The sequence below is a fragment of the Actinomadura physcomitrii genome, from assembly GCF_008923205.2.
Lineage (GTDB): Bacteria > Actinomycetota > Actinomycetes > Streptosporangiales > Streptosporangiaceae > Spirillospora > Spirillospora physcomitrii.
Window position 1 is genome coordinate 77,367 of sequence record NZ_WBMS02000033.1, and the last position, 25,581, is coordinate 102,947.

General features: G+C 73.9%; 22 protein-coding genes. 15 read left to right on the plus strand and 7 right to left on the minus strand.

Features of this window, described 5'->3' with window-relative positions; all coding sequences use genetic code 11:
* The first annotated feature begins 41 nt into the window (after positions 1-41).
* The 8 genes from ehuB (at position 42) to F8568_RS32800 (ending at position 7,139) form a co-directional block, all read left to right on the plus strand.
* On the plus strand, positions 42-935 hold the full coding sequence (gene ehuB / locus F8568_RS32765) for an ectoine/hydroxyectoine ABC transporter substrate-binding protein EhuB (RefSeq protein WP_151597561.1): 894 nt from the start codon (positions 42-44) through the stop codon (positions 933-935).
* A 3-nt stretch (positions 936-938) separates the two neighbouring features.
* Entirely contained in the window at positions 939-1,658 is a 720-nt protein-coding gene (gene ehuC, locus F8568_RS32770) for an ectoine/hydroxyectoine ABC transporter permease subunit EhuC (RefSeq protein WP_151597562.1), read from the plus strand.
* On the plus strand, positions 1,658-2,311 hold the full coding sequence (gene ehuD, locus F8568_RS32775; RefSeq protein WP_151597563.1) for an ectoine/hydroxyectoine ABC transporter permease subunit EhuD: 654 nt from the start codon (positions 1,658-1,660) through the stop codon (positions 2,309-2,311). The genes ehuC and ehuD overlap by 1 nt, the downstream gene beginning before the upstream one ends.
* Positions 2,298-3,194 carry an ectoine/hydroxyectoine ABC transporter ATP-binding protein EhuA gene (ehuA, locus tag F8568_RS32780; RefSeq protein ID WP_151597564.1) on the plus strand — a complete coding sequence of 299 codons (897 nt, stop codon included), beginning with the start codon at positions 2,298-2,300 and terminating at the stop codon, positions 3,192-3,194. The genes ehuD and ehuA overlap by 14 nt, the downstream gene beginning before the upstream one ends.
* Positions 3,195-3,338: 144 nt before the next feature.
* Positions 3,339-4,307 (plus strand): GlxA family transcriptional regulator, encoded by a 969-nt coding sequence (locus F8568_RS32785; RefSeq protein WP_151597565.1) that lies wholly within the window; start codon positions 3,339-3,341, stop codon positions 4,305-4,307.
* A gap of 76 nt (positions 4,308-4,383) precedes the next feature.
* Positions 4,384-5,544 carry a thiolase family protein gene (locus tag F8568_RS32790; RefSeq protein WP_151597566.1) on the plus strand — a complete coding sequence of 387 codons (1,161 nt, stop codon included), beginning with the start codon at positions 4,384-4,386 and terminating at the stop codon, positions 5,542-5,544.
* Between the two features lie 3 nt (positions 5,545-5,547).
* On the plus strand, positions 5,548-5,949 hold the full coding sequence (locus F8568_RS32795) for a Zn-ribbon domain-containing OB-fold protein (protein WP_151597567.1): 402 nt from the start codon (positions 5,548-5,550) through the stop codon (positions 5,947-5,949).
* 41 nt (positions 5,950-5,990) lie between these two features.
* Positions 5,991-7,139, plus strand: coding sequence for an NAD(P)H-dependent flavin oxidoreductase (locus F8568_RS32800; RefSeq protein WP_151597568.1), 1,149 nt, complete (start codon positions 5,991-5,993; stop codon positions 7,137-7,139).
* A 23-nt stretch (positions 7,140-7,162) separates the two neighbouring features.
* Here F8568_RS32800 and F8568_RS32805 read toward each other — a convergent pair whose 3' ends face one another.
* Positions 7,163-8,131 (minus strand): CapA family protein, encoded by a 969-nt coding sequence (locus tag F8568_RS32805; RefSeq protein WP_151597569.1) that lies wholly within the window; start codon positions 8,129-8,131, stop codon positions 7,163-7,165.
* Between the two features lie 122 nt (positions 8,132-8,253).
* On the opposite strand from F8568_RS32805, the gene F8568_RS32810 reads away from it, so the two are divergent.
* Complete coding sequence (locus tag F8568_RS32810) at positions 8,254-8,424, plus strand: hypothetical protein (RefSeq protein WP_160573850.1); 171 nt, start codon at positions 8,254-8,256, stop codon at positions 8,422-8,424.
* Between the two features lie 356 nt (positions 8,425-8,780).
* Here the strand turns inward: F8568_RS32810 and F8568_RS32815 are convergent, their stop codons facing one another.
* Together F8568_RS32815 and F8568_RS32820 are read right to left on the minus strand one after the other, a co-directional pair.
* Positions 8,781-9,824 carry an SGNH/GDSL hydrolase family protein gene (locus F8568_RS32815; RefSeq protein WP_151597570.1) on the minus strand — a complete coding sequence of 348 codons (1,044 nt, stop codon included), beginning with the start codon at positions 9,822-9,824 and terminating at the stop codon, positions 8,781-8,783.
* Between the two features lie 126 nt (positions 9,825-9,950).
* Positions 9,951-10,463: a GNAT family N-acetyltransferase gene (locus F8568_RS32820; protein WP_151597571.1), complete on the minus strand. Its 513-nt coding sequence runs from the start codon at positions 10,461-10,463 to the stop codon at positions 9,951-9,953.
* A gap of 96 nt (positions 10,464-10,559) precedes the next feature.
* Here F8568_RS32820 and F8568_RS32825 point away from each other — a divergent pair, with 96 nt between their 5' ends.
* Together F8568_RS32825 and F8568_RS32830 are read left to right on the plus strand one after the other, a co-directional pair.
* Positions 10,560-11,036, plus strand: a complete 477-nt coding sequence (locus F8568_RS32825) for a GNAT family N-acetyltransferase (RefSeq protein WP_160573851.1) — start codon at positions 10,560-10,562, stop codon at positions 11,034-11,036.
* Positions 11,037-11,111: 75 nt separating this feature from the next.
* Entirely contained in the window at positions 11,112-11,639 is a 528-nt protein-coding gene (locus tag F8568_RS32830) for a hypothetical protein (protein ID WP_151597573.1), read from the plus strand.
* 10 nt (positions 11,640-11,649) lie between these two features.
* On the opposite strand, the gene uvrB is transcribed toward F8568_RS32830, so the two are convergent.
* Positions 11,650-13,779: an excinuclease ABC subunit UvrB gene (uvrB, locus tag F8568_RS32835; protein ID WP_151597574.1), complete on the minus strand. Its 2,130-nt coding sequence runs from the start codon at positions 13,777-13,779 to the stop codon at positions 11,650-11,652.
* A 106-nt stretch (positions 13,780-13,885) separates the two neighbouring features.
* Positions 13,886-15,037: a sensor histidine kinase gene (locus tag F8568_RS32840; RefSeq protein ID WP_151597575.1), complete on the minus strand. Its 1,152-nt coding sequence runs from the start codon at positions 15,035-15,037 to the stop codon at positions 13,886-13,888.
* 243 nt (positions 15,038-15,280) lie between these two features.
* On the opposite strand from F8568_RS32840, the gene F8568_RS32845 reads away from it, so the two are divergent.
* Genes F8568_RS32845 through F8568_RS32855 form a run of 3 tightly spaced genes read left to right on the plus strand, consistent with a single transcriptional unit; the run spans position 15,281 to position 18,005 of the window.
* Positions 15,281-16,294, plus strand: coding sequence for a hypothetical protein (locus tag F8568_RS32845; protein WP_151597576.1), 1,014 nt, complete (start codon positions 15,281-15,283; stop codon positions 16,292-16,294).
* A gap of 43 nt (positions 16,295-16,337) precedes the next feature.
* Positions 16,338-17,111, plus strand: a complete 774-nt coding sequence (locus tag F8568_RS32850; protein WP_202125616.1) for a hypothetical protein — start codon at positions 16,338-16,340, stop codon at positions 17,109-17,111.
* Between the two features lie 30 nt (positions 17,112-17,141).
* Positions 17,142-18,005 (plus strand): inositol monophosphatase family protein, encoded by an 864-nt coding sequence (locus tag F8568_RS32855; RefSeq protein WP_151597577.1) that lies wholly within the window; start codon positions 17,142-17,144, stop codon positions 18,003-18,005.
* A 27-nt stretch (positions 18,006-18,032) separates the two neighbouring features.
* Here the strand turns inward: F8568_RS32855 and F8568_RS32860 are convergent, their stop codons facing one another.
* Positions 18,033-19,256, minus strand: coding sequence for an ArsB/NhaD family transporter (locus F8568_RS32860; protein ID WP_328601127.1), 1,224 nt, complete (start codon positions 19,254-19,256; stop codon positions 18,033-18,035).
* Positions 19,257-19,308: 52 nt separating this feature from the next.
* Here F8568_RS32860 and F8568_RS32865 point away from each other — a divergent pair, with 52 nt between their 5' ends.
* Positions 19,309-25,194: a WD40 domain-containing protein gene (locus F8568_RS32865; RefSeq protein ID WP_151597579.1), complete on the plus strand. Its 5,886-nt coding sequence runs from the start codon at positions 19,309-19,311 to the stop codon at positions 25,192-25,194.
* A gap of 54 nt (positions 25,195-25,248) precedes the next feature.
* Here F8568_RS32865 and F8568_RS32870 read toward each other — a convergent pair whose 3' ends face one another.
* Positions 25,249-25,506, minus strand: a complete 258-nt coding sequence (locus tag F8568_RS32870) for a hypothetical protein (protein WP_151597580.1) — start codon at positions 25,504-25,506, stop codon at positions 25,249-25,251.
* Positions 25,507-25,581: the final 75 nt, after the last annotated feature.

A 25,581-nucleotide genomic window follows, 5' to 3' on the forward strand; every position in this document is an offset into this window, starting at 1 on the left:
CGCGGGCGCGGGCCACCCCCCATCCCTGCAGGAGTTCAACGATGACTTCCTCGAGACGCGACTTCCTCCGCACCGCCGTTCTGCTGTCCGCCGCCGTCCCCCTGGCCGCGGCGGGCTGCTCCACGACGGATCCGGACAAGGAGGTCTCCGGCGGCGGCACCCTCGACAAGGCGAAGAAGGCCGGCAAGATCACGGTCGGGTTCGCCAACGAGGCCCCCTACGGCTACACCGACAAGGACGGCAAGCTGACCGGCGAGGCGCCGGAGCTGGCCCGCGTCATCTTCAAAAAGCTCGGCATCGACAAGGTCGAGGGCGTCCAGGTCGACTTCGCCGGCCTGATCGGCGGCCTGAACGCCAAGCGGTTCGACGCGATCGCCGCCGGCATGTTCATCACCCCCGAGCGGTGCGCGTCCGCCGCGTTCGCCAACCCCGAGTACGTCGCCAAGAGCGCGTTCATGGTGCCGAAGGGCAACCCGAAGAAGCTCACCGACCAGACCTCCCCCGCCAAGGCGGGCGTGACGGTCGGCGTGCTGACCGGCGCGGTCGAGGAGGGCTACGCCAAGAGCAGCGGCGTCCCCAAGGGCAAGATCAAGACGTTCCAGGACCAGGCCAGCGCCTACGAGGGCCTGAAGTCCGGGCGCATCGACTGCATCTGGCTGACCCGCATCTCGCTGGCCGACCTGCTGTCCAAGCACCAGGACGGCAAGTACGAGGTGACCGAGGCGTTCACGCCCGTCATCGACGGCAAGGAGCAGCTCGGCGCCGGCGCGTTCGTGTTCCGCAAGGCCGACTCCGACCTGCTGAACGCCTGGAACGCCCAGCTCGCCGCGCTGGAGAAGGGCAACCAGCTGCTGCCGATCGTGCAGAAGTTCGGGTTCAGCCAGGCGGAGATGCCGAGCCCGGGCGACACGGCGGCCAAGTTCTGCCAGGGCTGATCGGTGTCGGTCGTATTCGACAGCCGGGAGCAGTGGCTGCACGGCGCGTGGCTGACCGTGCAGCTCACGCTCTACGGCTGCGCGCTGGCGCTGGTGCTCGCCCTGGTCTTCGGGCTGGTGGGCACCTCGCGCCACATGTGGCTGCGCGCGCTGAACCGCGTCTACGTCGAGTTCTTCCGCGGCACCGCGACGCTCGTGCTGCTGTACTGGTTCTTCTACGCGCTGCCGCTGGTCGGCGTGCAGATCAACTCCAAGCTGGTGTGCGCGGTCCTCGCGCTCGGGCTGAACGTCGGCGCCTACGGCGCCGAGGTGGTGCGCGGCTCGGTCAACTCGCTGCCGAAGGCGCAGGTCGAGGCGGTGATCGCGCTGAACTTCACGCCCTACCAGCGGATGCGGCGCGTCCTGCTGCCGCAGGCGTTCGCGCTGATGCTGCCGCCGTTCGGCAACCTCGTCATCGAGCTGATGAAGGGGTCGGCGATCGTCTACACGATCGGCCTGGTCGACCTGACGAAGGTGTCGAAGAACGTCCAGGGGTTCTCGGGTGAGACCGTCGCGCCGTTCCTCGCGGTGCTGGTGTTCTACTTCGTGATCGCGCAGATCCTGCAGCTGCTGGTCCGCTACGCCGAGCGCCGGGTGGACCGGATGCTCGGCCGCCGCCCGTCCCGCGAGCCGTCGCTGTCGGCGGTGGCCGCCGGGGCGCCCGGAGTGAAGGCGGCGTCCTGATGCAGTGGAACTGGAACTACACCTGGGACATCCTCCCCGACCTGCTGGACGGCCTGCGCACCACGGTCGTCGCGACGCTCCTCGGCTACGTGATCGCGCTGCTGCTCGGCATGGTGTGGACGCTGCTGCGCCGCTCCCCGAGCCGCGTCTTCAACGGCGTGGTCCGCTGGGTGACCGAGTTCGTCCGGTCGACGCCGCTGATCCCGCAGCTGTTCTTCGTCTACTACGTGCTGCCGTCGTGGGGGCTGACGATCGGCCCGCTCACCGCCGGCGTCATCACCCTCGGGATCCACTACTCGACCTACACCGCCGAGGTGTACCGGGCGGGGATCTCCGACATCCCGCGCGGCCAATGGGAGGCGTGCACGGCGCTGAACCTGCCGCGCTCGCGGGTGTGGCTGGACGTGGTGCTGCCGCAGGCGATCCGCCGGGTGATCCCGACGCTCGGCAACTACCTGATCGCGATGTTCAAGGACTCGCCGCAGCTGCTGGTCATCCAGGTCACCGAGATGCTGCTCGCGGCGTACAAGGCCGGCACGGAGAGCTACCGGATGCTCGAGCCGATCACGCTCGTGGGCGTGCTGTTCATCGTCGTCAGCGTCATTTCCTCGATTCTCGTCCGCCGCCTGGAGAGGCGTTATGCCACCAACTGACACCGCACCCGAAGCCCCCACGCCCGAAGAGGAGTCCCCGGGCGTCTCCAAGGAGAAGAAGGGCGGCCGCGAGGAGGACGGCGACGGCGCGGCGGCCGCGCTGCCGCACGGCGACGCGCCGGGCATCCGCTTCGAGAAGGTCGTCAAGCGGTTCGGCTCCAACGTCGTGCTGCGCGAGCTGGACTTCGCCGTGGAGCCCGGCGAGCGGGTGACGCTGATCGGGCCGTCCGGATCGGGCAAGACCACGATCCTGCGGCTGCTGATGACGCTGGAGAAGCTCGACGACGGGCTGATCTGGATCGGCGACGACACCCTGTGGCACATGGACAAGGGGGGCCGCCGCGTCCCGGCGAACCAGCGGCACCTGCACGAGATGCGCAAGCAGGTCGGCATGGTGTTCCAGCAGTTCAACCTGTTCCCCAACATGAACGTGCTGCGCAACCTCACCGAGGGGCCGGTGCGGGTGCTCAGGGCGTCCAAGGACGAGGCGGTCGAGCGGGCCCGCGGCCTGCTCGACATGGTCGGGCTCTCCGACAAGGAGAACGCGCACCCCTCGCAGCTGTCCGGCGGGCAGCAGCAGCGGGTCGCGATCGCGCGGGCGCTCGCCATGCAGCCGAAGGTGCTGCTGCTGGACGAGGTGACCTCCGCGCTGGACCCGGAGCTCGTCGTCGGCGTGCAGGACCTGCTGCGCGACATCGCCCGCGAGAGCGACCTGACGATGCTGTGCGTCACGCACGAGATGAACTTCGCCAAGGACATCTCCAACCGGGTGCTGATGTTCGACCAGGGGCAGATCGTCGAGGAGGGCCCGCCGGACCGGATCTTCGGCGAGCCCGCCGAGCAGCGCACCCGCGACTTCCTGCAGGCGGTGCTCGCCTCCTGAGCGCGGCCCGCGGCGGCCGGTCCCGTTCGGCATCGCCCGCGTCCCCGTCGCCCCGGGGACGCGGGCGATCTCCGCCAGGATCGTCCGCCGCCGTCCGGTGGCCCGGCCAGTGTCCGGACCGCCGATGTGCGCTACGTTCTGGCCATGCCTGCACCTCATGTCGTCGCGGTGCTCGCGCTGGACGGGGTCGTCGCGTTCGACCTCGCGACGCCGGGCCAGGTGTTCGGGACGACGACCACGGCGGACCTCGCCCCGCTCTACGACGTCCGGGTCTGCACGCCGCCGGGCGGCGCGCGCACCTCCGCCGCGCTCGGCCGGATGCGGGTGGACGCCCCGTACGGCCTGGACGCGCTGGCGGCGGCGGACACGATCGTCGTCCCCGGCCACGAGGGCGTCGCGGACGATCCGCCGGGCGAGGCCCTGGACGCGCTGCGGTCCGCGACGGCGCGGGGCGCGCGGATCGCGTCGATCTGCGTCGGCGCGTTCGCCCTCGCGGCGGCGGGCCTGCTGGACGGGCACCGCGCGACGACGCACTGGCACTACGCGCGCGCTCTTGCGCGGCGGTACCCGCGCGTGGAGGTCGATCCGTCCGTGCTGTACGTCGACAACGGGCAGGTGCTCACGTCGGCGGGCGTCGCGGCGGGCGTGGACCTGTGCCTGCACATCGTCCGCCGCGACCACGGCTCGGCGACGGCGGCGCGGACGGCGCGGCGGATCGTCATGCCGCCCCAGCGCGACGGCGGGCAGGCGCAGTTCATCCGGCACGACGAGCCGCCGGACGGCGGGGCGGCGCTGCAGCCGACGCTGGCGTGGCTGGAGGCGAACCTGCACCGTCCGCTGGTGCTGGACGACATCGCGCGGCAGGCGTCGTGCAGCGTCCGGACGCTGACCCGGCGGTTCCGGGAGCAGGCCGGGACGACGCCGCAGCAGTGGCTGTCGCACGCGCGGGTGCGCCGCGCGCAGCAGCTGCTGGAGGACACCGACCTGCCGGTCGAGCGGGTGGCCGCCGAAGCGGGGTTCGGGTCGCCGGTGACGCTGCGCGCGCACTTCGCGCGCCGGGTCGGCGCGTCGCCGCTGGCCTACCGGGGCGCGTTCCGCGCGCGCTCGCGGTGATCGGCCGCCCCGCCGCCCCACCTACCGAATGCTGTTCGGTACCGTGGCGGTGACGATGCGGGGAGGGATGCGACGGATGAGCGCTGCGATCGCCGGGCTGGGGATGACCGAGCTCGGCAGGGTGTACGGGCGCAGCCCGCGGCGGCTGGCGGCCGACGCGGTGCGGCTCGCCGCGGCCGACGCCGGCCTCGGCCTGTCCGACCTGGACGGCCTGCTGGTCAGCCACGGCATGGGCGGCTCGCCCGGGATCGAGCTGGCCGGCACGCTCGGCCTGCGGGACCTGCGGCTGCTGACCCAGATGAACGCCTTCGGCGCGACCGCCGGGGCGATGGTGGCGCACGCCGCGATGGCCGTCGCGAGCGGCACCGCGACCACGGTCGCGTGCGTGTTCGCCGACGCTCCGCTGAAGCCGAAGCAGTCGGCGGGCTCGGCCTACGACCGCAGCGCCCGCGAATGGTACGGATACGGCGGCATGACGGCGGCCCTCGGCCTGCGCAGCGTCAACTCCTTCTACGCGCTCGCCGCGCGGCGCCACATGTCCCGGTACGGGACGACGAGCGAGCAGCTCGGCGCCATCGCGGTCTCGACGCGCGAGTGGGCGGCCCGCAACCCCCTCGCGCAGATGCGCGAGCCGATCACCATCGCCGACCACCAGGCGTCCCGGTGGGTGTCGGAACCGCTGCACCTGCTGGACTGCTGCCTGGTCTCCAACGGCGCGATCGCCGTGATCGTGACGAGCGCCGACCGCGCCCGCGACCTCGCCCGGCCGCCCGTCCACCTGTGGGGATGGGGGCAGGGCCACCCCGGGCACCGCAGGGAGCGCGGCAGCGGCTTCGGCCTGACCACCGGCGCCGCGTCCTCCGGCGCGACCGCGATGAAGATGGCCGGGATCACCCCGTCCGACGTGGACGTGTGCGAGCTGTACGACTGCTACACCTACACCGTCCTCGTGTCCCTGGAGGACTACGGGTTCTGCGCCAAGGGCGAGGGCGGCGCGTTCGCCGCGTCCGGCGCCCTCGGCCCCGGCGGGTCGCTGCCCACCAACACCGGCGGCGGGCAGCTGTCGGCGTACTACATGTGGGGCTTCACCCCGCTGTCGGAGGCCGTGATCCAGGCGCGCGGCGACGGCGGGGAGCGGCAGGCGCCGCGCAGCGACGTCGTCCTCGTCAGCGGCAACGGCGGCATCCTCGACCACCACTCGACCCTGATCGTCAGCCCGCACCCGAAGGGAGCCTGACCGATGGACATCGGCGTCCTGCGGCGCGACGGCCGCACCGACCCGTTCTTCGACGGCACCGCCGCCGGCCGGCTCGTGATCAGGCGCTGCGAGGCGTGCGAGCGCTGGTACGCGCCGGACGCGGGCGGCTGCCCCGAGTGCGGCGAGGAGGATCTGGCCTGGGCGGACGCGAGCGGTGAGGCGACCCTGGTGACCTGGACCGCCGTCCACGGCCGGCCCGCCGAGGACGGCACCGCCCCGCCGCCGGCGCACCTGGCGCTGGTCGAGCTGGCCGAGGGCCCGTGGATGTACGCGCGGCTGGACGGCGTCTCCGGCGGCGACCTGCGCGAGGGGCTGCCGCTGCGGGCCTGTTTCGAGCACCCGGACGAGGGCGAGTCGTACGTGCTGTTCCGGCCCGCCGGCTGAGCCCTGGACCGAATGACGTTCGGCCCGTTAGCGTCGGGGACATGAACACCGAGGTCTGCGCCGCGTTCGGGATCGAGTTCCCGCTGTTCGCCTTCAGCCACTGCCGCGACGTCGTCGCCGCCGTCACCAACGCCGGCGGCTTCGGCGTCCTCGGCGCCGTCGCCTACACCCCCGACCGGCTGGAGGAGGAGCTGCGCTGGATCGACGACCGCGTCGGCGGCCGCCCCTACGGCGTCGACGTGCTCGTCCCCGGCCGGATCGACGAGTCCGCGGAGCGCGCCGGACGCGGCGAGGGCGGCCTCGACACCATGCTCGCCGCCGTCCCGCAGGAGCACTGGGACTTCCTCATCGGCCTGTTCGGCAAGTACGACGTCCCGCTGCCGGACTTCGAGAAGGCCAGGCAGTCCAACGCGCGCGGCGGCACCCAGGTCACCAAGGAGGGCGCGACCGAGCTGATCGAGGTGTCCCTCGCGCACCCGATCCGGCTCATCGCCAGCGCCCTCGGCACCCCGCCGCCGATCATGGTGGAGAAGGCCAAGGCCGCCGGCATCCCGGTCGCCGCGCTCGTCGGGACGTCCGAGCACGCCCGCCGCCAGGTCGCCGCCGGCGTCGACCTCGTCATCGCTCAGGGCGGCGAGGCCGGCGGGCACACCGGCGAGATCTCCACGATGGTGCTGGTCCCCGAGGTCGTCGACACCGTCGCACCGGTGCCCGTCCTCGCCGCCGGCGGCATCGCCACCGGCCGCCAGATGGCCGCCGCGCTCGCACTCGGCGCGTCCGGCGTCTGGTGCGGGTCGGTCTGGCTCACCACCGAGGAGGCCGAGACGGCGCCCGCCGTCAAGGCGAAGATGCTCGCCGCGACGTCCCGCGACACCGTCCGCTCCCGCTCCCGCACCGGCAAGCCCGCCCGCCAGCTCCGGTCCGCCTGGACCGACGAGTGGGAGGGCCCGGGCAGCCCCGGGCCGCTCGGGATGCCGCTGCAGATGATCGTCGCCGAGGGCGCGATGCGGCAGATCACCAAGGTCGCCGAGTCCGGCAACCCCGGCGCCCGCGCGCTCGCCAACTACTTCGTCGGCCAGTGCGTCGGCCTGATGAACACCGTCAAACCGGCCCGCCGGGTCGTCTACGACATGGTCGAGGAGTTCGCCGGCGCCGTCGAGCGCCTCAACGCCATCACCTCCGCCGACTGACCGCCCCCGCTCGGCAACCCGCTCTAGGACGGCGCCGCCACGACGAGCCGGCCGTCCGCCACGGTGACGGCGGTGCCGAAATCGGCGCACGCGGCGGTGAACCGGTCGAAGATCCAGTCCCGGTCGGCGGGGCCGGCGAGGCGGGTGCGGGCGAAGTCCAGGCGCAGCGGGACGGCCTCGGCGCGGGACGGCCCGTCCGGCCCGAAGGCGACCAGGAACAGCAGGCCGAGATCGTTGCGCAGCAGGTCGGACACCACGTAGTCGTCGATGAGGTCGCCCATGTCGAACAGGACCGGCCAGGCGACGCCGTGGAAGACGTGCGCGGAGCTGCCCGCGACGAGCGACGCGCCCGCCTCCACCAGCTCCTTCGCCGCCCGCCGCACGTAGCGGAGCGGTTCGCCGGTCATGTTCGGACCCCAGTGCGGCATGACCAGGACGGCGTCGTTCTCCCGGGCGAGCGCGCCGATCTCCTCCCGAAGCCAGCCGGGCACCCCCCGCTCCAGGTCGGCGAGCGCGACGCCCGGCCGGCCGGGCCCGGCGGCGAAGTCGGCGGGGTGGTCGGTGAAGCCGGCGACGGCGACGCGCAGCCCGCCCGCCTCCAGCACCACCGGCGCGCGCGCCTCGCGGAGCCCCGGGCCCGCACCGACGCTGCGCACGCCCGCGGCGCCGAGGTGCGCGAGGGTGTCCTCCAGGGCGTCAGGTCCGAAGTCGAGCGCGTGGTTGTTGGCGAGGGTCACGCAGTCGACCCCGAGGTCGAGGAGCGCCTCGACGGCGTCCGGCGGCGCGCGGAAGTGGAACGGCTTGCCCGGCGCGTCCCAGGGGCGTCCGCGGGACGACACGCAGCACTCGAGGTTCAGCACGGCGAGATCGGCCTCGTCGAACACCGCCCGCACATCCGGGGCGAACAGGCCGTGCGGGCCGGACGCGGCGATCCGCTCCGCCACGCCGCGTCCGAGCATCGTGTCCCCCGCGAGGGCCACTGTGACGGTCATCGGCACCTCCCCTCACGCTGCCCCTACCCCCTGCGGAAGAAGCGATTCCGCGGAGTCGATCATGCGGCCGGGCCGGATTGTCGGACCCCGATGGCAGGGTGGGCGCGTCTTGGGTACGCGATGTGCAGGAGGGGTGCATTGGTCAGCCACCCGACTCCTTCGCCGACTCCCACTTCTTCACGGCCGACATCGGGGAGGCCGTCCTCACCCGGATCGAAGGACCGGCCATGGTCGTCGACCTGTGGCGGCCCGGCCGGGGACTGCGGACCCTCCGCCGCGCCGACCCGTCCTGAGTCCGGCCGGGCCGCTCACAGCGGCGGCCGTCCCGCCGCTGTGAGCGATCTGTGAGCGGGCTGCGGCAGCGTCGCCGGCATGGACGACGCAGCGCCGCACGCCCCCAGGGATCCCGCTCCCCGGCCAGCCGGCGGTCGACGGCCGCGAGCCCGCGAGCGGGGTCGTCGCCGAGCAGCGCGGCGGACCGTTCGGCGAGCGCGGCCAGCGGATGCCCGGCGCCCGCGCCGCCCGGGAGCCGCCGCCCGCGACGACCGGGTAGCTCTTGACGATCATCCCGTCCTCGCCGCGCACGGACTCAAGGACCGCGTTGCCCTCGTGGCCCTCGCCGTCGAGCGCGCCCTCCGCGGTGGCCGTTTCAGGACAGCGGCCGGCCCGGGCCCTTGCGGATCTGCGCGAGGAACAGCTGCGCGAGCGCGTGCTGCCCGGCGGCCGTCGGATGGAAGCTGCGCGGCTCGGCCTCCAGCGCCGACAGGTTCAGCGCCAGGCCGTTCATGTACGGGTCCGCGCTGCCCGCCTCGTGGCCGGCGAACGCGCTGTAGGCGTCGACGAACTCCACGCTCCCCCGGCCGTGCCGCGCCACGATCCGCGCGTCCGCCTCGGCGGCCGACTGCCGGACGAGCTGCCCGAGGTCGTAGGCGCGGGCGTTCAGCCAGCGCTGGTCCGACACCGTGATGTTGTCCCCGCCGACGCCCGTGACCTCGGAGAACGCCTTCGGGTACCCCATCACGATCACCCGCGCGGACGGCGCCCGGTCGGTGATCTTGTCCAGCAGGGCGGGCAGGTCCCGGCGCAGCTTCGCCATCCGGCCCGCGATGTCCGCGCCCTGGCCGGTGCAGCTGTGGCTCCACGGCAGGTGGATCACGCAGCCGCCCAGCACCTTGGAGAACCCGACGTCGTTGCCGCCGATGCTGATCGTCACCAGGCTGGTGCCGGCGTTGACGCGGTCGAGCTGCGGCGGCTCGCCGTACCGCCCCTTGAGGACGTCGGCCGTCGTGGCGCCCGAGCACGCCCAGAACGAGGACCCCTTCGCGAACCGGAACGCCGTCGAGACCTCGTGGTAGTACGCCTTCGACGTCCGGCGGCAGCGGTTGAGCGGATTGCGGTCGGCGACCGTCGCCTCCGCGCCGACCCCCGCCGAGTAGGAGTCGCCGAGCGCGACGTACGCGCCGCGCGTGGCCGCCTCGACCGCCGTGACCTGCTTGGCCTTCGCCACGACCGGGTCGGCGCGCACCGGCGGCTTCGGCCGGGGGCAGCCGCTCCCGAACGCCTTGCACCGCGCGGCCGGCAGCGCCACCAGCGGGACCACCGCGAGTGCCAGCAGCCCCACCAGGACGAGGACGGCGAGCCCCCGCTCGCCGAGACGCTCCCGCAACCGACGCGGCCAGGACCCGGGGGTCATCGTTCTCCTCGCGCGACCGGGACGCCGGGTGCCTCCCGCCGTCCGCCTTTACGTTGTAGATCTTGAACTGGGACGCGGGCGGGGCGTCGCGCGTTCCCGGAGAACAACTCTACGTGCGGCCGCGCCTCATCCGGTTCCGGGCGGCGACAGCGGCGCCCACATGACGGTGCGCGGTCCGAGTCCGTGCAGGCCGGCCGCGATCTCCGCGTCCCAGTAGGCCCGGATGCCCGGCCCCCAGCGGTCCTCGGGGAGTTCGGCGAAGCCGTGCCGGGCGTACCAGGGGCCGTTCCACGGGACGTCCCGGAACGTCAGCAGGCTCACCCCCGGAGACCCTCGCCGGGCCGCGGCGTCCAGCACCGCGCGCAGCAGCCGGGAGCCGATCCCGCGGCCGGTGAGGTCCGCGTGGACGGAGATCTGCTCCAGGTGCGCCGCGCCGTCCACCTCCCGGACCGCCGCGAACCCGACCGGCGGGTCCCCGGCGACGAGGAACTCCGCGCCCTTCGCGATCATCTCCTCGGCGATGGTCGGCCCGGGCGGGAACACGATCCCGAACGGATGGAACAGCCGGTCGCCGGAGTTCTCGATCGCCGGCAGGCCGGCGAGGTCACCGGGCCGCGCGGGCCGTACGTCGTACCGCATCCCGCGAGCCTAGGACGCGCGGCGGGTGCACGGCCTCCCCTTTTCCGGCCGGAAACGGGTTGCCGCGGCGGCCGGGGCGATGCGACGGTGGCGGGCATGACGATGGTACGGCTGCTGGATGTCGAGGACTGGGCCCTGTACCGGGCCGTCCGGCTGACCGCGCTGGCCGACTCCCCCGAGGCGTTCAGCTCCACCCTCGCGCGCGAGAAGGCGTTCGTCCCGGACGTCTGGCAGGAACGGCTCGCCGCCCGCAACACCTTCATGGCCGAGACCGAGGACGGCCCGGGCGGCATCGTGACCGTCCTCGCCACCGAGGACGGCACGGCCGAACTGGTCGGCATGTGGGTGGCGCCCGCCGCGCGCGGCCGCGGCGTCGGCGACCTCCTGATCCGTGCCGCGCTGGGCTGGACGGCCGAGCGCGGCCTCGCCGAACTGCGGCTGTGGGTCGTCGACGGCAACCGCCGTGCCGAACGGCTCTACGCCCGGCACGGCTTCGCACGGACCGGCGCCACCCAGCCCGGCCGACCGGGCGCGGACGAAGTGCAGATGGCGTTCGTACCGGCCCGCGAATAGCGCCCACGCGCCGCGTGCTCATCCGGGAGGGCCCGGACGACCGGGAGCGTGGGATCGGGCGGCTAGGGTGCCGGCATGACCGCATCGGACGATCTTCTGCGCCGGATCGAGAACGAGCCCGCGCTGGCCGGGCTGCTGGCGTTCCCGGCCGACTTCGACATCGAGCGGCGCGACCCGGTGGAGGAGCTGCGGCTGCCGACCGGACTGCCGCTGGAACCCGTCGCCGGCGACGGATCGGGCGGCACCTACTTCCTGTGCGGGAAGCCGGGCGGGGAGCGGCCGGTGCTGTACGCCGACTCGGAAGGGCAGGCCGTCCTGATGGCCGCCGACCTCGTCGAGGCCGTCGCGCTCGTCGCCTCCTACCCGTACTGGCGCGACCTCGGGTACGGCCACGACGCGGCGGAGCCGGAAGAGGAGTACGCCGAGGACCGGGAGGAGCGCGACGCGCTCATCGCCCTCCTCGGCATCACGCCGCCGCCGGTCGAGCAGGCCCTCGCGCGGCTGCGCGCCGCCGCCGCGCGGACCGTCCCCGACTTTCTGCCGATCGCGCGCCACGAGGAGGGCGGCTCGTCCTACGAGTCGGCGTACACGCCGTACTGGTGACGCGCCGGCCTCACTTGACGCCGGCCTCCTTCATCTCGCGGAGCTCGCGCTTGAGCTCCTTGATCTCGTCGCGGAGCCGGGCGGCGAGCTCGAACTGCAGGTCGGCCGCGGCCTGGTGCATCTGCGCCGTCATCGACTCGATCAGGCCCTCCAGCTCCTCGCGGGGGCGGTCGCCGACCAGGTCGGCGGCGTGCCGGCCGACCTCCCCCGAACGGGCGGACGCGCGGGACGCCAGGCCGGGGACAGGGGCCTTGCCGCGGCTCTGCTGGCGCCCGGCGCCGCCGATGAGGGTCTCGGTGTCGGCGTCCTCACGGGCGAGGGAGTCGAGGATGTCGGCGATCCGCTTGCGCAGCGCCGTCGGCTCGATGCCGTGCTCGGTGTTGTAGGCCTGCTGCTTGGCGCGGCGCCGGTTCGTCTCGTCGATCGCGCGCTCCATCGACGGGGTGACGGTGTCGGCGTACATGTGCACCTGGCCGGACACGTTGCGGGCCGCGCGGCCGATCGTCTGGATGAGGGACGTCTCGGAGCGCAGGAAGCCCTCTTTGTCGGCGTCCAGGATCGAGACGAGCGACACCTCGGGCAGGTCGAGGCCCTCGCGCAGCAGGTTGATGCCGACCAGCACGTCGAACTCGCCGGCGCGCAGCTCGCGCAGCAGCTCGATGCGGCGCAGGGTGTCGACCTCGCTGTGCAGGTAGCGGACCTGGACGCCGAGTTCGAGGAGGTAGTCGGTGAGGTCCTCGGCCATCTTCTTGGTGAGGGTGGTGACGAGGACCCGCTCGTCGCGGTCGGTGCGCAGCCGGATCTCGTGGACGAGGTCGTCGATCTGGCCCTTGGTCGGCTTGACGACGATCTCCGGGTCGATCAGGCCGGTGGGCCGGATGACCTGCTCGACGACCTCGCCCTTGACCCGGTTCATCTCGTAGGGGCCGGGCGTCGCCGACAGGTAGACGGTCTGGCCGATGCGGTCGAGGAACTCCTCCCACTTCAGCGGCCGGTTGTCCATCGCGGACGGGAGCCGGAACCCGTGCTCGACCAGCATCCGCTTGCGGGACGCGTCGCCCTCGTACATCGCGCCGATCTGCGGGACGGTCTGGTGCGACTCGTCGATGACGAGGAGGAAGTCCTCGGGGAAGTAGTCGAGGAGGGTGTTGGGCGCGGTGCCGGGGCCGCGGCCGTCGATGTGCCGGGAGTAGTTCTCGATGCCGGAGCAGGTGCCGACCTGGCGCATCATCTCGATGTCGTAGGTGGTGCGCATACGCAGCCGCTGCGCCTCCAGCATCTTGCCCTGCCGCTCCATCTCGGCGAGGGTCACCTCGAGCTCGGCCTCGATGTCGCGAATGGCGCGCTCCATCCGCTCGGGCCCGGCGACGTAGTGGGAGGCGGGGAAGACGTACAGCTCCTCGTCCTCGGTGATGACCTCGCCGGTGAGCGGGTGCAGGGTGGCGAGCTTCTCGATCTCGTCGCCGAACATCTCGATCCGGACGGCGAGCTCCTCGTACTGCGGGATGATCTCGATGGTGTCGCCGCGGACCCGGAACGTGCCGCGGGTGAAGGCCAGGTCGTTGCGGGTGTACTGCATGCCGACGAGCTGCCGGAGCAGGTCGTCGCGGTCGATCTCCTGGCCGACGTGCAGCCGGACCATCCGGTCGACGTACTCCTGCGGGGTGCCGAGGCCGTAGATGCAGGACACCGACGCGACGACGACGGTGTCGCGGCGGGTGAGCAGCGAGTTGGTCGCCGAGTGCCGCAGCCGGTCGACCTCGTCGTTGATCGAGGAGTCCTTCTCGATGTAGGTGTCGGTCTGCGGGATGTACGCCTCGGGCTGGTAGTAGTCGTAGTACGACACGAAGTACTCGACGGCGTTGCCGGGCATCATCTCGCGCAGCTCGTTGGCGAACTGCGCGGCCAGCGTCTTGTTCGGCTGCATGACCAGGACGGGCCGCTGGAGCTTTTCGACCAGCCACGCGATCGTGGCGGTCTTGCCGGTGCCGGTGGCGCCGAGCAGCACCGAGTCCTTGTCGCCGCGCGCGACGCGCTCGGCCAGCCCGGCGATCGCCTGCGGCTGGTCGCCCGACGGCGTCATCTCGGTGACGACCTCGAACGGCGCCACGCGGCGCCGCAGGTCCGTGATCGGCCGCATGATCGCCTCTCCCCCTGGTCTCGCGTTCGCTTGCCGCCCACTCTATGCAGCAGGTACGACAATCGCGGACCGCCCGATATTTCCCCAGGTCAGGCCGGTTTAACGGTCAGGAGGCGGGGAGCGGGAGGCGGGCGCTGACGGCGTAGCCGCCGCCGCGCGGCCCGGCCTCGAAGCTGCCGCCGAGCGCGGTGACCCGCTCGCGCAGGCCGACCAGGCCGTGCCCGCCGCTCGGCAGGTCGTGCGCGGGCGGCGCGGTGGGCGGGTCGTTGGCGATCTCCACCTCGATCGCCTCGGGGAGCAGGCCGAGGTCGACGCGGGTGTCGGCGGCGCCCGCGTGCTTGTGCACGTTGGTCAGGGCCTCCTGGACGAGCCGGTAGAGCGTCCGCCCGACCGCGCTGGGCATCGGCCGCTCCACGCCGCGCACGGACAGCACGACCCGCAGGCCCGCCGCACCGGACTGGCCGACCAGCTCGCGCACGTGCTCGAGGGTGACGGCCTCCTGCGGGAGCGCCTCCTCGCCCTGCCGCAGGACGCCGATGACGTGCCGCAGCTCCTCCAGGGCCTGCCGGCCCATGTCGCCGATGACGGCGGCGGTCTCGGCGGCCCGGCCGGGGTCGCGGGCGGCGACGGCCTTGAGGGCGCCGGCGTGGACGACCATGACGCTGATCCGGTTGGCGACCACGTCGTGCATCTCGCGGGCGATGCGGGTGCGTTCCTCCCCCCGCGCGCGCTCCGCGAGGAGGTGCTGCTCGCGTTCCAGGCGCGCGGTGCGCTCCTGGAGGGAGGCCAGGAGCTGCTTGCGCGCCCCCATGTAGAGGCCGAGCAGGACGGGGACCACGGTGAACGTGATGCCGAAGATCGCCTGGGCGAGGAAGCTGTCGGTGCTCGCCGTCGGCGCGGGGAAGGCGAGGCCGACGGCGTAGTTCATGGCCGCGACCGCCAGGACGACCCGGCGGGACGTCGCGTAGGCGGCCAGCGAGTAGAGGATCACCAGGACGACGAACGCGCCGCCCCCGGTGGCGGCGCTGAACGCCGTCGCGAAGACCGCCAGCGCGACCGGGTGCCGGCGGCGCACGACGATGCTCAGACCGAGGATCACGCTGCACGCCGACGTGACGGTGTGCGGCAGCCAGAAGCGCTGCGGGGAGAACCAGAGGAAGAGGCCGTCGACGACCGCGAACGACACGGCCAGGGTGACGTCCAGCGCGCGTGAACGCCGCGTCGGCCACGCCGCCGACCACCAGCCCCGGAGGTGCATGCGACGAGCCTATAGGCAGGCCAGGAAACCCGAACCGGCCGTAATGGGCCCGAACCGCCCGCCCGGCCCCCGCCCGGCCCCGGCCCAGGTGGGGGCGCCGGTGGCGGGTCCGGTGACGGGCGTGTGGCCCGCGGGTGCCCGCCACGCCCCGCCCGCGGGGCTTTCCCGCCGTCCCGGTGCTGTGGTTACGATGACGGCGCCGACTAGGACGGGGATGCCGCAGACGATGATCCGTTTCAGACGATGACCCGCTTCGCCAACTGGCTCGGGAAGAACGCCGACGCCTTCATCGCGCTGGTGCTGGCGATCACGGTCGCGGTGCTCGGGCTCGGGGTGAACCTGCCGCACGAGGACGAGATCACCAACAGCGCCGTCCTCGCGGTGATCGCACTGCTGGCCACCTCCGTGCTGCGCGACCGGGGCCGGCGCATCCCGGTGGAGGCCGAGGTCCGCGACACGCTGCGGGCGTCCTCCGCCACGCTGGAGGAGCTGAGCGGCCGGCTGGCGCACATCGAGCGGTTCGAGAGCGTCCTGACCGGCACCAAGCGGGCGCTGGACGAGACGGCGGTCGTGCGGGTGATCGGCGGCGGGCAGGTCGCGCACGTGCTGGAGGAGGCGCGCCGCGACACCGACCGGTGGTTCTTCAAGGGCGGCACCGGGACCTACATCCGCGCCAAGACGCTGCCCGAGTGCGTCGGGGCCGCCCGCCGGGACCGCCGCACGCTGCTGTTCCGGCTGGAGATCATCGACCCCACCAACGTGGAGGTGTGCGAGGCCTACGCGCGGCACCGGCGCTCGGTATCGGACGCGCCGGACGCGACGGGCGAGAAGTGGACGCTGGAGCGCACCCGGAAGGAGGCGTACGCGACGCTCCTGGCGGCGTGCTGGCACAAGCAGCGCTTCGGGATGCTCGACATCGACATCGGCCTGGCGCAGACGATGACGACGCTGCGCTACGACCTGGCGTCGACGCGGCTGGTGGTGACCCGCGACGACCCGCGCGGCGAGGCGCTGGTGGTCGACAGCGACAAGTTCTACTACAGCTGGGTGAGCGCGGAGCTGCAGATGAGCCTGGACCAGGCGCGCCGGGTCCCGGTGGAGCAGGCGCGGCTGGCGCCGCTGGACGACGAGCCGACCGTCGAGGAGGTCCGCAAGCTCTTCGAGGTGATCGGGATCGAGCTGGCGCCCTCCTACACCGACCGGGACGTCATCGAGATCATCCGCAAGGCGCTGCGCGCGAAGGACCCGTACGAATGACCGGGCCGCGCCGCCGGCCGCCCGGGAGGGGACACCCGACGGCATGAGGTACGAGGAGATCCGCGGCGACATCCGCGCCGGCCGGGCCGCGCGGACGCTGCCGGCGTGGGCCGGGCGGATCCTCGCGGATGTCGTCGCGGGCCGCTCGCCGGTCGCGGCGGTGCGCCACCCGCTGGGCTTCCTGTGCCTGCCGGTGGAGCGCAGCGGCGACCTCGGCGTGTGCCTGCACATCTGGACGCCGGAGGTGCGGCCCGTCCCGTCGACGACGTCGCCGGTCCACTGCCACAGCTGGGACCTGCTCAGCTTCGTCCTGTACGGGACGGTGCGCAACGTCCGGATGGACGTGCTCGACGCGCCCGGCACGGCACCGAGCGCCGCACCGTACGAGCCGCCGGACGGGGCCGGGCAGGTGTTCGAGGTGGTGAGCCGGGACGAGGTGGACGAGCTGCGGGCGACGGGCCGCGCCGTCCGCTACCGTCCCGGCCCTTCGACGACGCACCGCACCGGGGAGTCGTACACGCTGCCCGCCGGGGTGTTCCACAGCACGCTCATCGAGGACGGCCTGGACGCGGCGACGGTGGCGCTGGGGCGGCAGACGCCCGGCGGCGGCGACCTGTCGCTCGGGCCGCTGGACGTCCCGACGCACCGGGTGCGGCGCTCCCGGTGCGATCCCGGCGACACGGTGCGGGCGCTGCGGCGCTCGGCGCACCGGATCGCGGCGGCGCACCCCGGCCGCGCCGGGGCCTCGCCCCTGCCCGACGACGAACCGCCGTCCTCCGGCCCGTACGGGCGCCGGCACCGCTCGGCCCGCCGGTAGGCGGGCCCTTCGACGACTGGAGAGGCCCCGATGAGAACCGGAACCCCGTCACCGGCCCTCCCGGTCGATCTCTCCGAGGCGCGCCGGGTCGCGGTCGAGGCCGCGGAGGCGGCCGGGACGCTGCTGCGGTCCCGGGTGGACGGCCCGGTGGACGTCCGTCCCAAGGGCACCGCCGGGGACGTGGTGACGGAGCTGGACATGGCGGCCGAGTCGCTGATCCTGGAGCGGCTGCGCGCGTCGTATCCGGGGCACCGCATCATCGCGGAGGAGTCCGGGATCCTGGAGGGCGCGCCGGGCGAGGAGATGGTGTGGCTCGTCGATCCTCTGGACGGCACCAACAACGTCGCCATAGGGATGCCGGTGTACGCGGTCGGCCTGGCGTTGTGCGCGCGCGGGGAGCCGGTGCTGGGCGTCGTGCACGACCCGGTGACGGGACGCACGTGGTCGGCGCTGAACGGCGGGGGCGCGCAGGGCCCCGGAGGGGCGCCGCTCACGCTGCCGGAGCGTCCCCGTCCCGGCCGGGAGAGCAACCCGGTGCTGGCGTGGACGCAAGGGCACCAGGTGGGGCCGGGCGACGCCGCGGCGTTCCGGCTGCGGTCGCGGGTGGAGGCCGGGTGCGCGCGGATGCTGCAGCTGTGGGCGCCGCTGGTGGGGTGGGCGATGCTGGCGCGCGGCGACATCGACGGGTTCGTCGGCTACCTGCCGGAGATCGTGGATCTTCCGGCGGGGGCGCTGCTGGCGGCGGAGGCGGGCGCGGAACTGCGCCGCCTGGACGGCGCGCCCTACGAGCTGGGCATCGACCGGCCGCCGGCGGAGCTGAGCTTCGTCGCGGCGCGTCCGGAGCTGCTCGACCGCCTGCTGGAGACCGCCGCGGGGAGCGCCCCGGCGCCTTGAGCGGGCCGCCCAGTGCGGGTCAGCGGGTCAGCGGGTCAGCAGCAGCGCCCCGACGGCGGCGGCGCAGCCGAGGACCGCCAGGGCCGCCCCGGTCAGCACGAACTTGCGCATCGGGACCCGGACGTCCCACCGGCGGCACCACTCGAACCACAGCAGCGTCGCGAGCGACCCCCACGGGGTGATGACGGGCCCCACGTTCGTGCCGGCGAGCAGCGACAGCAGCTGGTCCTTGTTGGCCGCGGGCACGGCGGACTCGCCCGCGACGTAGGCGGGCAGGTTGTTCAGGACGTTCGACAGGCCCGCCCCCGAGAACGCGGCGCGGAACGCTCCCGCGGCGCCGTCGTCGGTGCCGACGAGCGCGCGCATCGCGTCGTCGAGCCCGTAGCGCTCCAGGGTGGGGACGACCAGGAACAGCCCGGTGACGAACACCATCAGCTGCCAGGGGATCAGCGCGGGCCGCAGCGCGGAGCGGTCCCGGACGGCGAACGCGGCGACGGCCACGGCGGCGGCGACGGTGGTCGCTATGCCGAGCTGGATCCCGGTGTGGACGCCCGCCAGGATCGCGCCGATGAACAGCAGGCACGCGACGCCGGTCGCGGAGAACAGCACCCGGTCGCGCACGGGGACGGGCTCGGGCGGGTCGTAGGCGTCCTCGCCGCGCATGCTCCGCCGCCAGTAGAACACCCACAGCAGCGCCATGGTGACGGCCAGGACCGCCGCCTGCGGCAGCCACATGCGCGCGGCGAACTCGGAGGTCTCCAGGGCGACCCGGTCGGCGGCGAGCAGGTTCGTCAGGTTGGAGACCGGCAGCAGCAGGCTGGCGGTGTTGGCGAGCCACACGGTCGTCATGGCGAGCGGCAGGGCCGCGATCCGCGCGCGCGCCGCGAGCGCCAGCATGACCGGGGTGAGCAGTACCGCCGTCGTGTCGAGGTTGAGAAAGACCGTGTTGACCGACGCGAACGCCACGCACAGCAGGAACAGGGCGGCGTAGCGGCCCCGGCCGGCGCGCGCCATCCGCTGCGCGATCGCGTCGAAGACGCCGGCCTCCTTGGTCAGCTCCGCGAGCACGATGATGGCGAACAGGAACAGCAGCAGCGGCGCGATGCGTCCGACGCTGGAGCGCGCGGTCGCGGCGGGCAGCGCCCCGGTGGCGACGAAGGCCAGGCCGAGCGCGAGGACGCCGATGCGGATCCAGTCGAGAAGGCCCAGCGCGCGCGCCGCGCGGCGGACGGTCTCGGACGGGGGCGACACGTGCGCCATGATCCCATAACCCGCCCGGCGTCCCAGGCGCGATACTGGCGGCATGACTCCCCCCGGCGGCCGTCCACGGCAGGAGCGTCCCACCGACTTCTTCATCAGCTACTCCCCCGCCGACGAGCGGTGGGCGTCCTGGATCGCCTGGCAGCTGGAGGCGGCCGGGCACCGGACGATGATGCAGGCGTGGGACTTCGTGCCCGGCACGAACTTCATCGACTTCATGGACCGGGGGCTGTCGGAGGCCAAGGCCGTGGTGGCGGTGCTGTCGCGCAATTACCTGCGTTCGCGGTACGGGCGGCTGGAGTGGATGGCGGCGCTGCGGGCCGACCCGGACGACCCGGCCCGCAAGCTCGTCACCGTCCGGATCGAGGACTGCCCGATCGACGGGCTGCTGTCGACGATCACCTACGTGGACCTGGTCGGGATCGACGACCCCGACGAGGCGCGCGGGCTGCTGATGCGGCGCATCCAGGAGGCGCTGATCGGCCATGCGCGCCCGTCGGACGGGCCGGGGTTCCCCGGCGGCGGCCCGGGGGCCGCGGGCGGCCGTGCGGCGATCGTGGGCCGCCTGGAGGGCACCGGGCCCGTGGAGAGCGGCGAGCCGGGGCGGCCGGAGCCGACGGGCGAGCGGCCCGTGCGCCGCGCGCCCGTGGCGGCGCCGGCGTTCCCGTCCGCGGACGGCGCGGAGCGGCCCCGCGAGCGGCTGAGCGTGCTGCACGTGTCCGGGCCGCGGTTCGGCCGGACGCTCGCCGAGCCGGGCGAGCCGACGACGGCGGCGGAGCTGCAGGACCGCATCTGGAGCGACGTGACCCGGCTCGCCGACACCGGCGTCCCGCGCCCCGACCTGCTGGTCGTCACCGGCAACCTCACCCATTCCGGCAGCCGCAAGGAGTTCGCCGAGGCGCTGTCGTTCCTGACGAGCCTGCGCGCCCTGCTCGGCCTGGAGGCGCAGCGCGTCGTGGTGGTGCCGGGCACCCACGACGTGACCCGGGCGGCCTGCCAGGCGTACTTCTCCAGCTGCGAGGCCGACGACATCGAGCCGCAGCCGCCCTACTGGCCGAAGTGGCGGCACTTCGCGAACCTGTTCAAGGAGTTCTACCAGGGCCTCGACTCGCTCATCTTCGACAGCGCGCAGCCGTGGACGCTGTTCCCCGTCCCCGACCTGAAGGTCGTGGTGGCCGGGCTCAACTCCACGCTGCCGCAGTCGCACCGCGAGGAGGACCGGTACGGGCGGGTCGGGCAGGCGCAGGCGGCCTGGTTCAACGAGCGGCTCCGCCACTTCGAGGACGAGGGATGGCTGCGGCTCGGCGCGGTCGAGCACACGCCGATCGCGGGCGAGCCGGGGGCGCTGCGCGACCCCGAGACGGTCGAGACGCTGCTGGGCGGCCACGTCAACCTGTTCTTCCAGGGCACCGAGTCCGACTTCGGCGCGGTGCCGCTGCTCGACTCGGGCGTCCCGTCCGTCCCGGCGCTCGGGCCCGGCCGGCACCAGACCGTGGTGCTGCGGCCGGACGGCCTCGAGCGGTGGATCCCCGAGGAGGCCGCCAGGCGCGGCCCGGAGCGCCTCGACATCGCGTGGTCGAAGGCGGCGGGAACGTTCCCTCCCAAGGAGGCGGCGGCTCCGGCGGGGCCGGCCGGGCCCGTCCCGGGGCTCGGCTCCGGCGCGGCCCCGGACGGTCCGTCCGACCCGGCGCCCGACCCCACGGCCCGCCTGCTGGACCGGCTCACCGAGGCGTGCGAGACCCGGTTCGAGCGCGCGACGATCCGGCGCGTCGTCCCGCCGCCCCGCGCGGACGGCCGCGCCGACGCGCCGCACCTGCTCCTCACCCACCTGGAGGACGGGTTCGTCCGGCAGTACCGGATCGGCGCGCACGTCGGGCAGGTGACCGAGGAGGACGTGGACGCGTTCGTCCGGCACGTGCACGCCGACGGCGCCGACCACGGGTCGGAGCTGGTCTACCTCGGCCCGGTGCCGCCGCGGTCGCTGCGCGAGGACGCGCTGCGCCGCGGCATCCGGGTCCGCAGCCTCACCGAGTTCCAGGGGCTGCTCGACCTGTCGGAGTACGTGTCCGCGCAGACCGCGCGGCTGTCGACGGGCGGGCTGTACCCGCCGTCGCTGTACGTCCCGCAGCGGTACCGGGAGCTCGACCGCTTCCGCCCGGACACGCCGTCCGGCGACGCGGCGGACGGCGGCTCGCCGGCGGAGGGCGTCGGCGTCGAGGAGGACGTCGTCGGCGAGATGCTGCGGCTGCTGGCCGCCGACCACGGCCGGTTCCTGCTGCTGCTGGGCGACTTCGGGCGCGGCAAGACGTTCGCGCTGCGCGAGCTGGCCCGCCGCATCCCCGAGGAGCTGCCGCACGTCGTCCCGATCCTCATCGAGCTGCGCGCGCTCGACAAGGCGCACTCGGTGGACGGCCTCGTCGCCGCGCACCTGGCGAACCACGGCGAGGAGCTGATCGACCTCAAGGCGTTCCACTACATGCTGCGGCAGGGCCGCATCGTGCTGCTGTTCGACGGGTTCGACGAGCTGGTCACCCGCGTCACCTACGACCAGGCCGCCGACCACCTCGACACGCTGCTGCAGGCCGCGCAGGACAAGGCGAAGATCGTCGTGGCGAGCCGCACCCAGCACTTCAAGTCGCAGGCGCAGGTGCTGACCGCGCTCGGCGAGAAGGTCGGGGTGCTGCCGCACCGCCGCGTCCTCGGACTGGAGGAGTTCACCCCCCGGCAGGTCCGCTCCTACCTGGTGAACCGGTACGGCGACGAGGACGCCGCCGACGCCCGCCTCGGCCTGCTGTCGGGCATCGAGGAGCTCCTCGCGCTGACGTCCAACCCGCGGATGCTGAGCTTCATCGCCGACCTCCCCGAGGACCGGCTCCGCGCCGTCGCGCAGGCCCGCACCACGGTCAGCCCTGCCGACCTGTACCACGAGATCCTGTCGTCGTGGCTGGCGTACGAGGCCGAGCGGGTCCGCGGCACCGGCGGGCCGTCCGGGCTCGCCGCCGACGACATGTGGGAGGCGGTCGGCACCCTCGCCCTGCGGCTGTGGGAGGGCAACGAGCAGTTCCTGCGCCTCGCCGAGCTCGCCGACGTCGCCGACACCCTCACCGGCCTCGCCGACGGGCGCCTGTCCCCGCACCAGGTGACGCACGCGGTCGGCGCGGGCAGCCTGCTCGTCCGCACCGAGGAGGGCCTGTTCGGCTTCATCCACGGCTCGGTGATGGAGTGGCTCGTCGCCCGGCACATCGCCGCCGAGTTCGCCCGCGGCGCCGTCCCCGCCGCGCTGAGCCGCCGGGCGCTGTCCCAGCTCACCGTCGACTTCCTGTGCGACCTCGCCGACGCCCGCGCCTGCCAGGACTGGGCCGCCGGCGTCCTCGCCGACCCCGGCGCCGACGACACCGCCCGCGCCAACGCCATCCGCGTCACCACCCGGCTGCGCACCCCCGCCCGCACCGACCTGCGCGGCGCCCGCCTGCAGGGCGAGGACCTGTCCTACCGCGACCTGCACGAGGTCGACCTGACCGGCGCCGACCTTACCGACGCCCAGCTCGTCGGCGCGAACCTGTCCCGCGCGGTGCTGCGGGACGCCTCGCTCGCCGGCGCGCGGCTCGACGAGGCGAAGCTCACCGGCGCGGACCTGCGCGGCGCCGACCTGTCGCGGGCCCGGCTCGCCCGCGCCGACCTGCGCGACGCCGCCGTCGAGGGCAGCCGCTGGACCCGCGCCGCGCTCGTCGACGCCGACCTGCCCGACCGGATCGCCGCCGCGCCGGAGCTGCGCGAGGCCGCCATCGCCCCCGGCCGCCCCATCGACATCCAGGTCGCGCCCGCCGCCGTCGGCGTCCCCTACGGCTTCCACTTCCAGACCAGCCGGCTGCCGCAGCCGCTCGCCTACAGCCCCGGCGGGTCCGTCCTCGCCGTCGGCAGCGAGGACGGCGGCGTGCTCGTCTGCGACGCCGTCACCGGCACCCCGCTGCGCACCCTGCAGGGCCACCGCGACCGCGCCTACGCGGTCGCGTTCGACCGCGCCGGGAACCTCCTCGCCAGCGGCTCCGCGGACGGCACCGTCCGCATCTGGGACCTCGCCACCGGCCGGTGCGCGCACACCCTCACCGTCCACCCCGAAGGGGTGTGGCCCGTCGTCGTCGGCGGCCGCGCGCCCGCCGGCGGCAGCCTCGTCGCGGCCGGCGCCGCCGACGGCACCATCCGGATCTGGGACGCCGAGACCGGCGAGCACCTGCACGACCTCGCCGGCCACACCGCGCCCGTCTACACCGCCGTGTTCGACCCCGCCGGCTCCCTCATGGTCACCGGCGACGCGGGCGGCACCCTGCGGGTGTTCGACCTGTCCACCGGCGCGCTGCACCGCGAGCTGGCCGGCCACCGCGGCGCGGTGTTCCGCGCCGTGTTCCACCCCGGCGGCTCCGTGCTCGCCGCGGGCGACGAGGCCGGCGTCGTCCGGCTCTGGGACATCCGCACCGGCGAGATCCGGCGGGAACTGCTCGGCCACACCGGCCGCGTCTACGCCATCGCGTTCCACCCGGGCGGCGACCTCCTCGTCACCGGCGACACCGACGGGTCCGTCCGGCTCTGGGCGGACGGCCGGCACCGCGCCACCCTGTCCGGCCACGACGGCGGCATCTACCAGGCCGCGTTCAGCCCCGACGGCGGCCGGCTCGCCACCGCCGACAGCGCCGGGTCCGTCCGGCTGTGGGACCCCGAGACCGGCCGGCAGCGCCTCGAGCTCGCCGGGCACCGCGGCGCCGTCTGGCCGTTCGCGTTCCGCCCCGACGGCCGGCAGCTCGCCACCAGCAGCAACGACGGCACCGCCCGGATGTGGGACGCCGAGACCGGCCAGTGCCGCACCGTGCTGCGCGGCCACGGCCGCCGCGTCACCGGCGTCGCGTTCAGCCCGGACGGCGGCCTGCTCGCCGCCGGCGGCAACGACGGCCTCGTCCGGCTCTGGGACCCGCGCACCGGCCGGATGGTCCGGGAGCTGCGCGGCGTGGCCGACAACCTCACCTCCGCCGCCTGGTCGCCCGGCGACGGCCGGCTCGCCACCGCCACCAACGACGGCGGCGTCCACCTGTGGCAGGCCGGCACCGGCACGTTCGAGCGCGAGCTGAACGTCGAGACCGACCACGTGTGGGCGCAGGCGTTCGCACCGTCCGGCGACGTCCTCGCCACCGCCAACGACGACGACAGCGTCCGGCTCTGGTACTGGACGACCGGCCGGGAGACCGTCAACCTCGCCGACCACCGCGGCCGGGTCCGCTCGATCGCCTTCCACCCCGGCGGCGGCGCCGTCGCGACCGGCTGCGACGACGGCGTCGTCCGGCTCTGGGACCCCGGGACCGGCGCGCTCGTCCGGGCCCTGCGCGGCCACGCCGACCGCGTCTACCAGGTGGCGTTCGCGCCGTCCGGCGACGTCCTCGCCAGCGCGAGCAACGACGGCACCGCCCGGCTGTGGGACCCGGCGTCCGGCGCCGCCCTGCACGAGCTGCGCGGCCACGCCGGACGCCTGTGGACCGCCGCGTTCCACCCGTCCGGGGAGCTGCTCGCCACCGCCGGCGACGACCTCGTCGTCCGGCTGTGGGACCCCGCCACCGGCCGCCCGCTGCACACCCTCACCGGCCACACCCGCCGCGTCTGGTCGGCGGCGTTCAGCCCCGACGGGACGCGGCTCGCCACCGCCGGCGACGACGGCGCCGTCATCCTGTGGGACGTCTCCGACCGCGCCGCGCCCGCCCGCCGCGCCACCCTCCTCGGCCTCGCCGAGGGCTGGGCCGCCCTCGCCCCCGACGGCCGCTACAAGTGGGAGGGCAACGCCACCGCCGAGTTCTGGTACGCCGTCGGCATGTGCCGCTTCGAACCCGGCGAACTCGACACCTACCTCCCCGAAGTCCGCCAGCTCCCCATGGATGCGTCCTTCTGAGGCACTACGAAAGCCCCCTGGGTTTCCAGGGGGCTCGCCGTGCGCGTCGGAAAACTACCGCGTGACGCCTTCCGACCGTGCCACCAGGCGGGCCAGGACCCCGGCCATCTCCTCCTGGCGAGCGGCCATCTTCCCGAGCTCGCCCATGATCAGGTTGACGGCCGATCCGAGCTCCTGCCTGAGCTCCTGCCGGAACTCCTGCCTGACCAGCCCCAGCTCCCGATCAAGGTGATCCTTGGTGACCAGGTCCTTCAGATCGTCCTTCGTGACCAGGTCGGCCAGGGTCACCTGTTCGAGGGGCTTCGAAGCCATGATGGTCATGTTACCTCTCGTCGTCGTGGGGGACCGCCCTTCGGCGGGTCTCCAGTCTCCCACACGCGACCACCC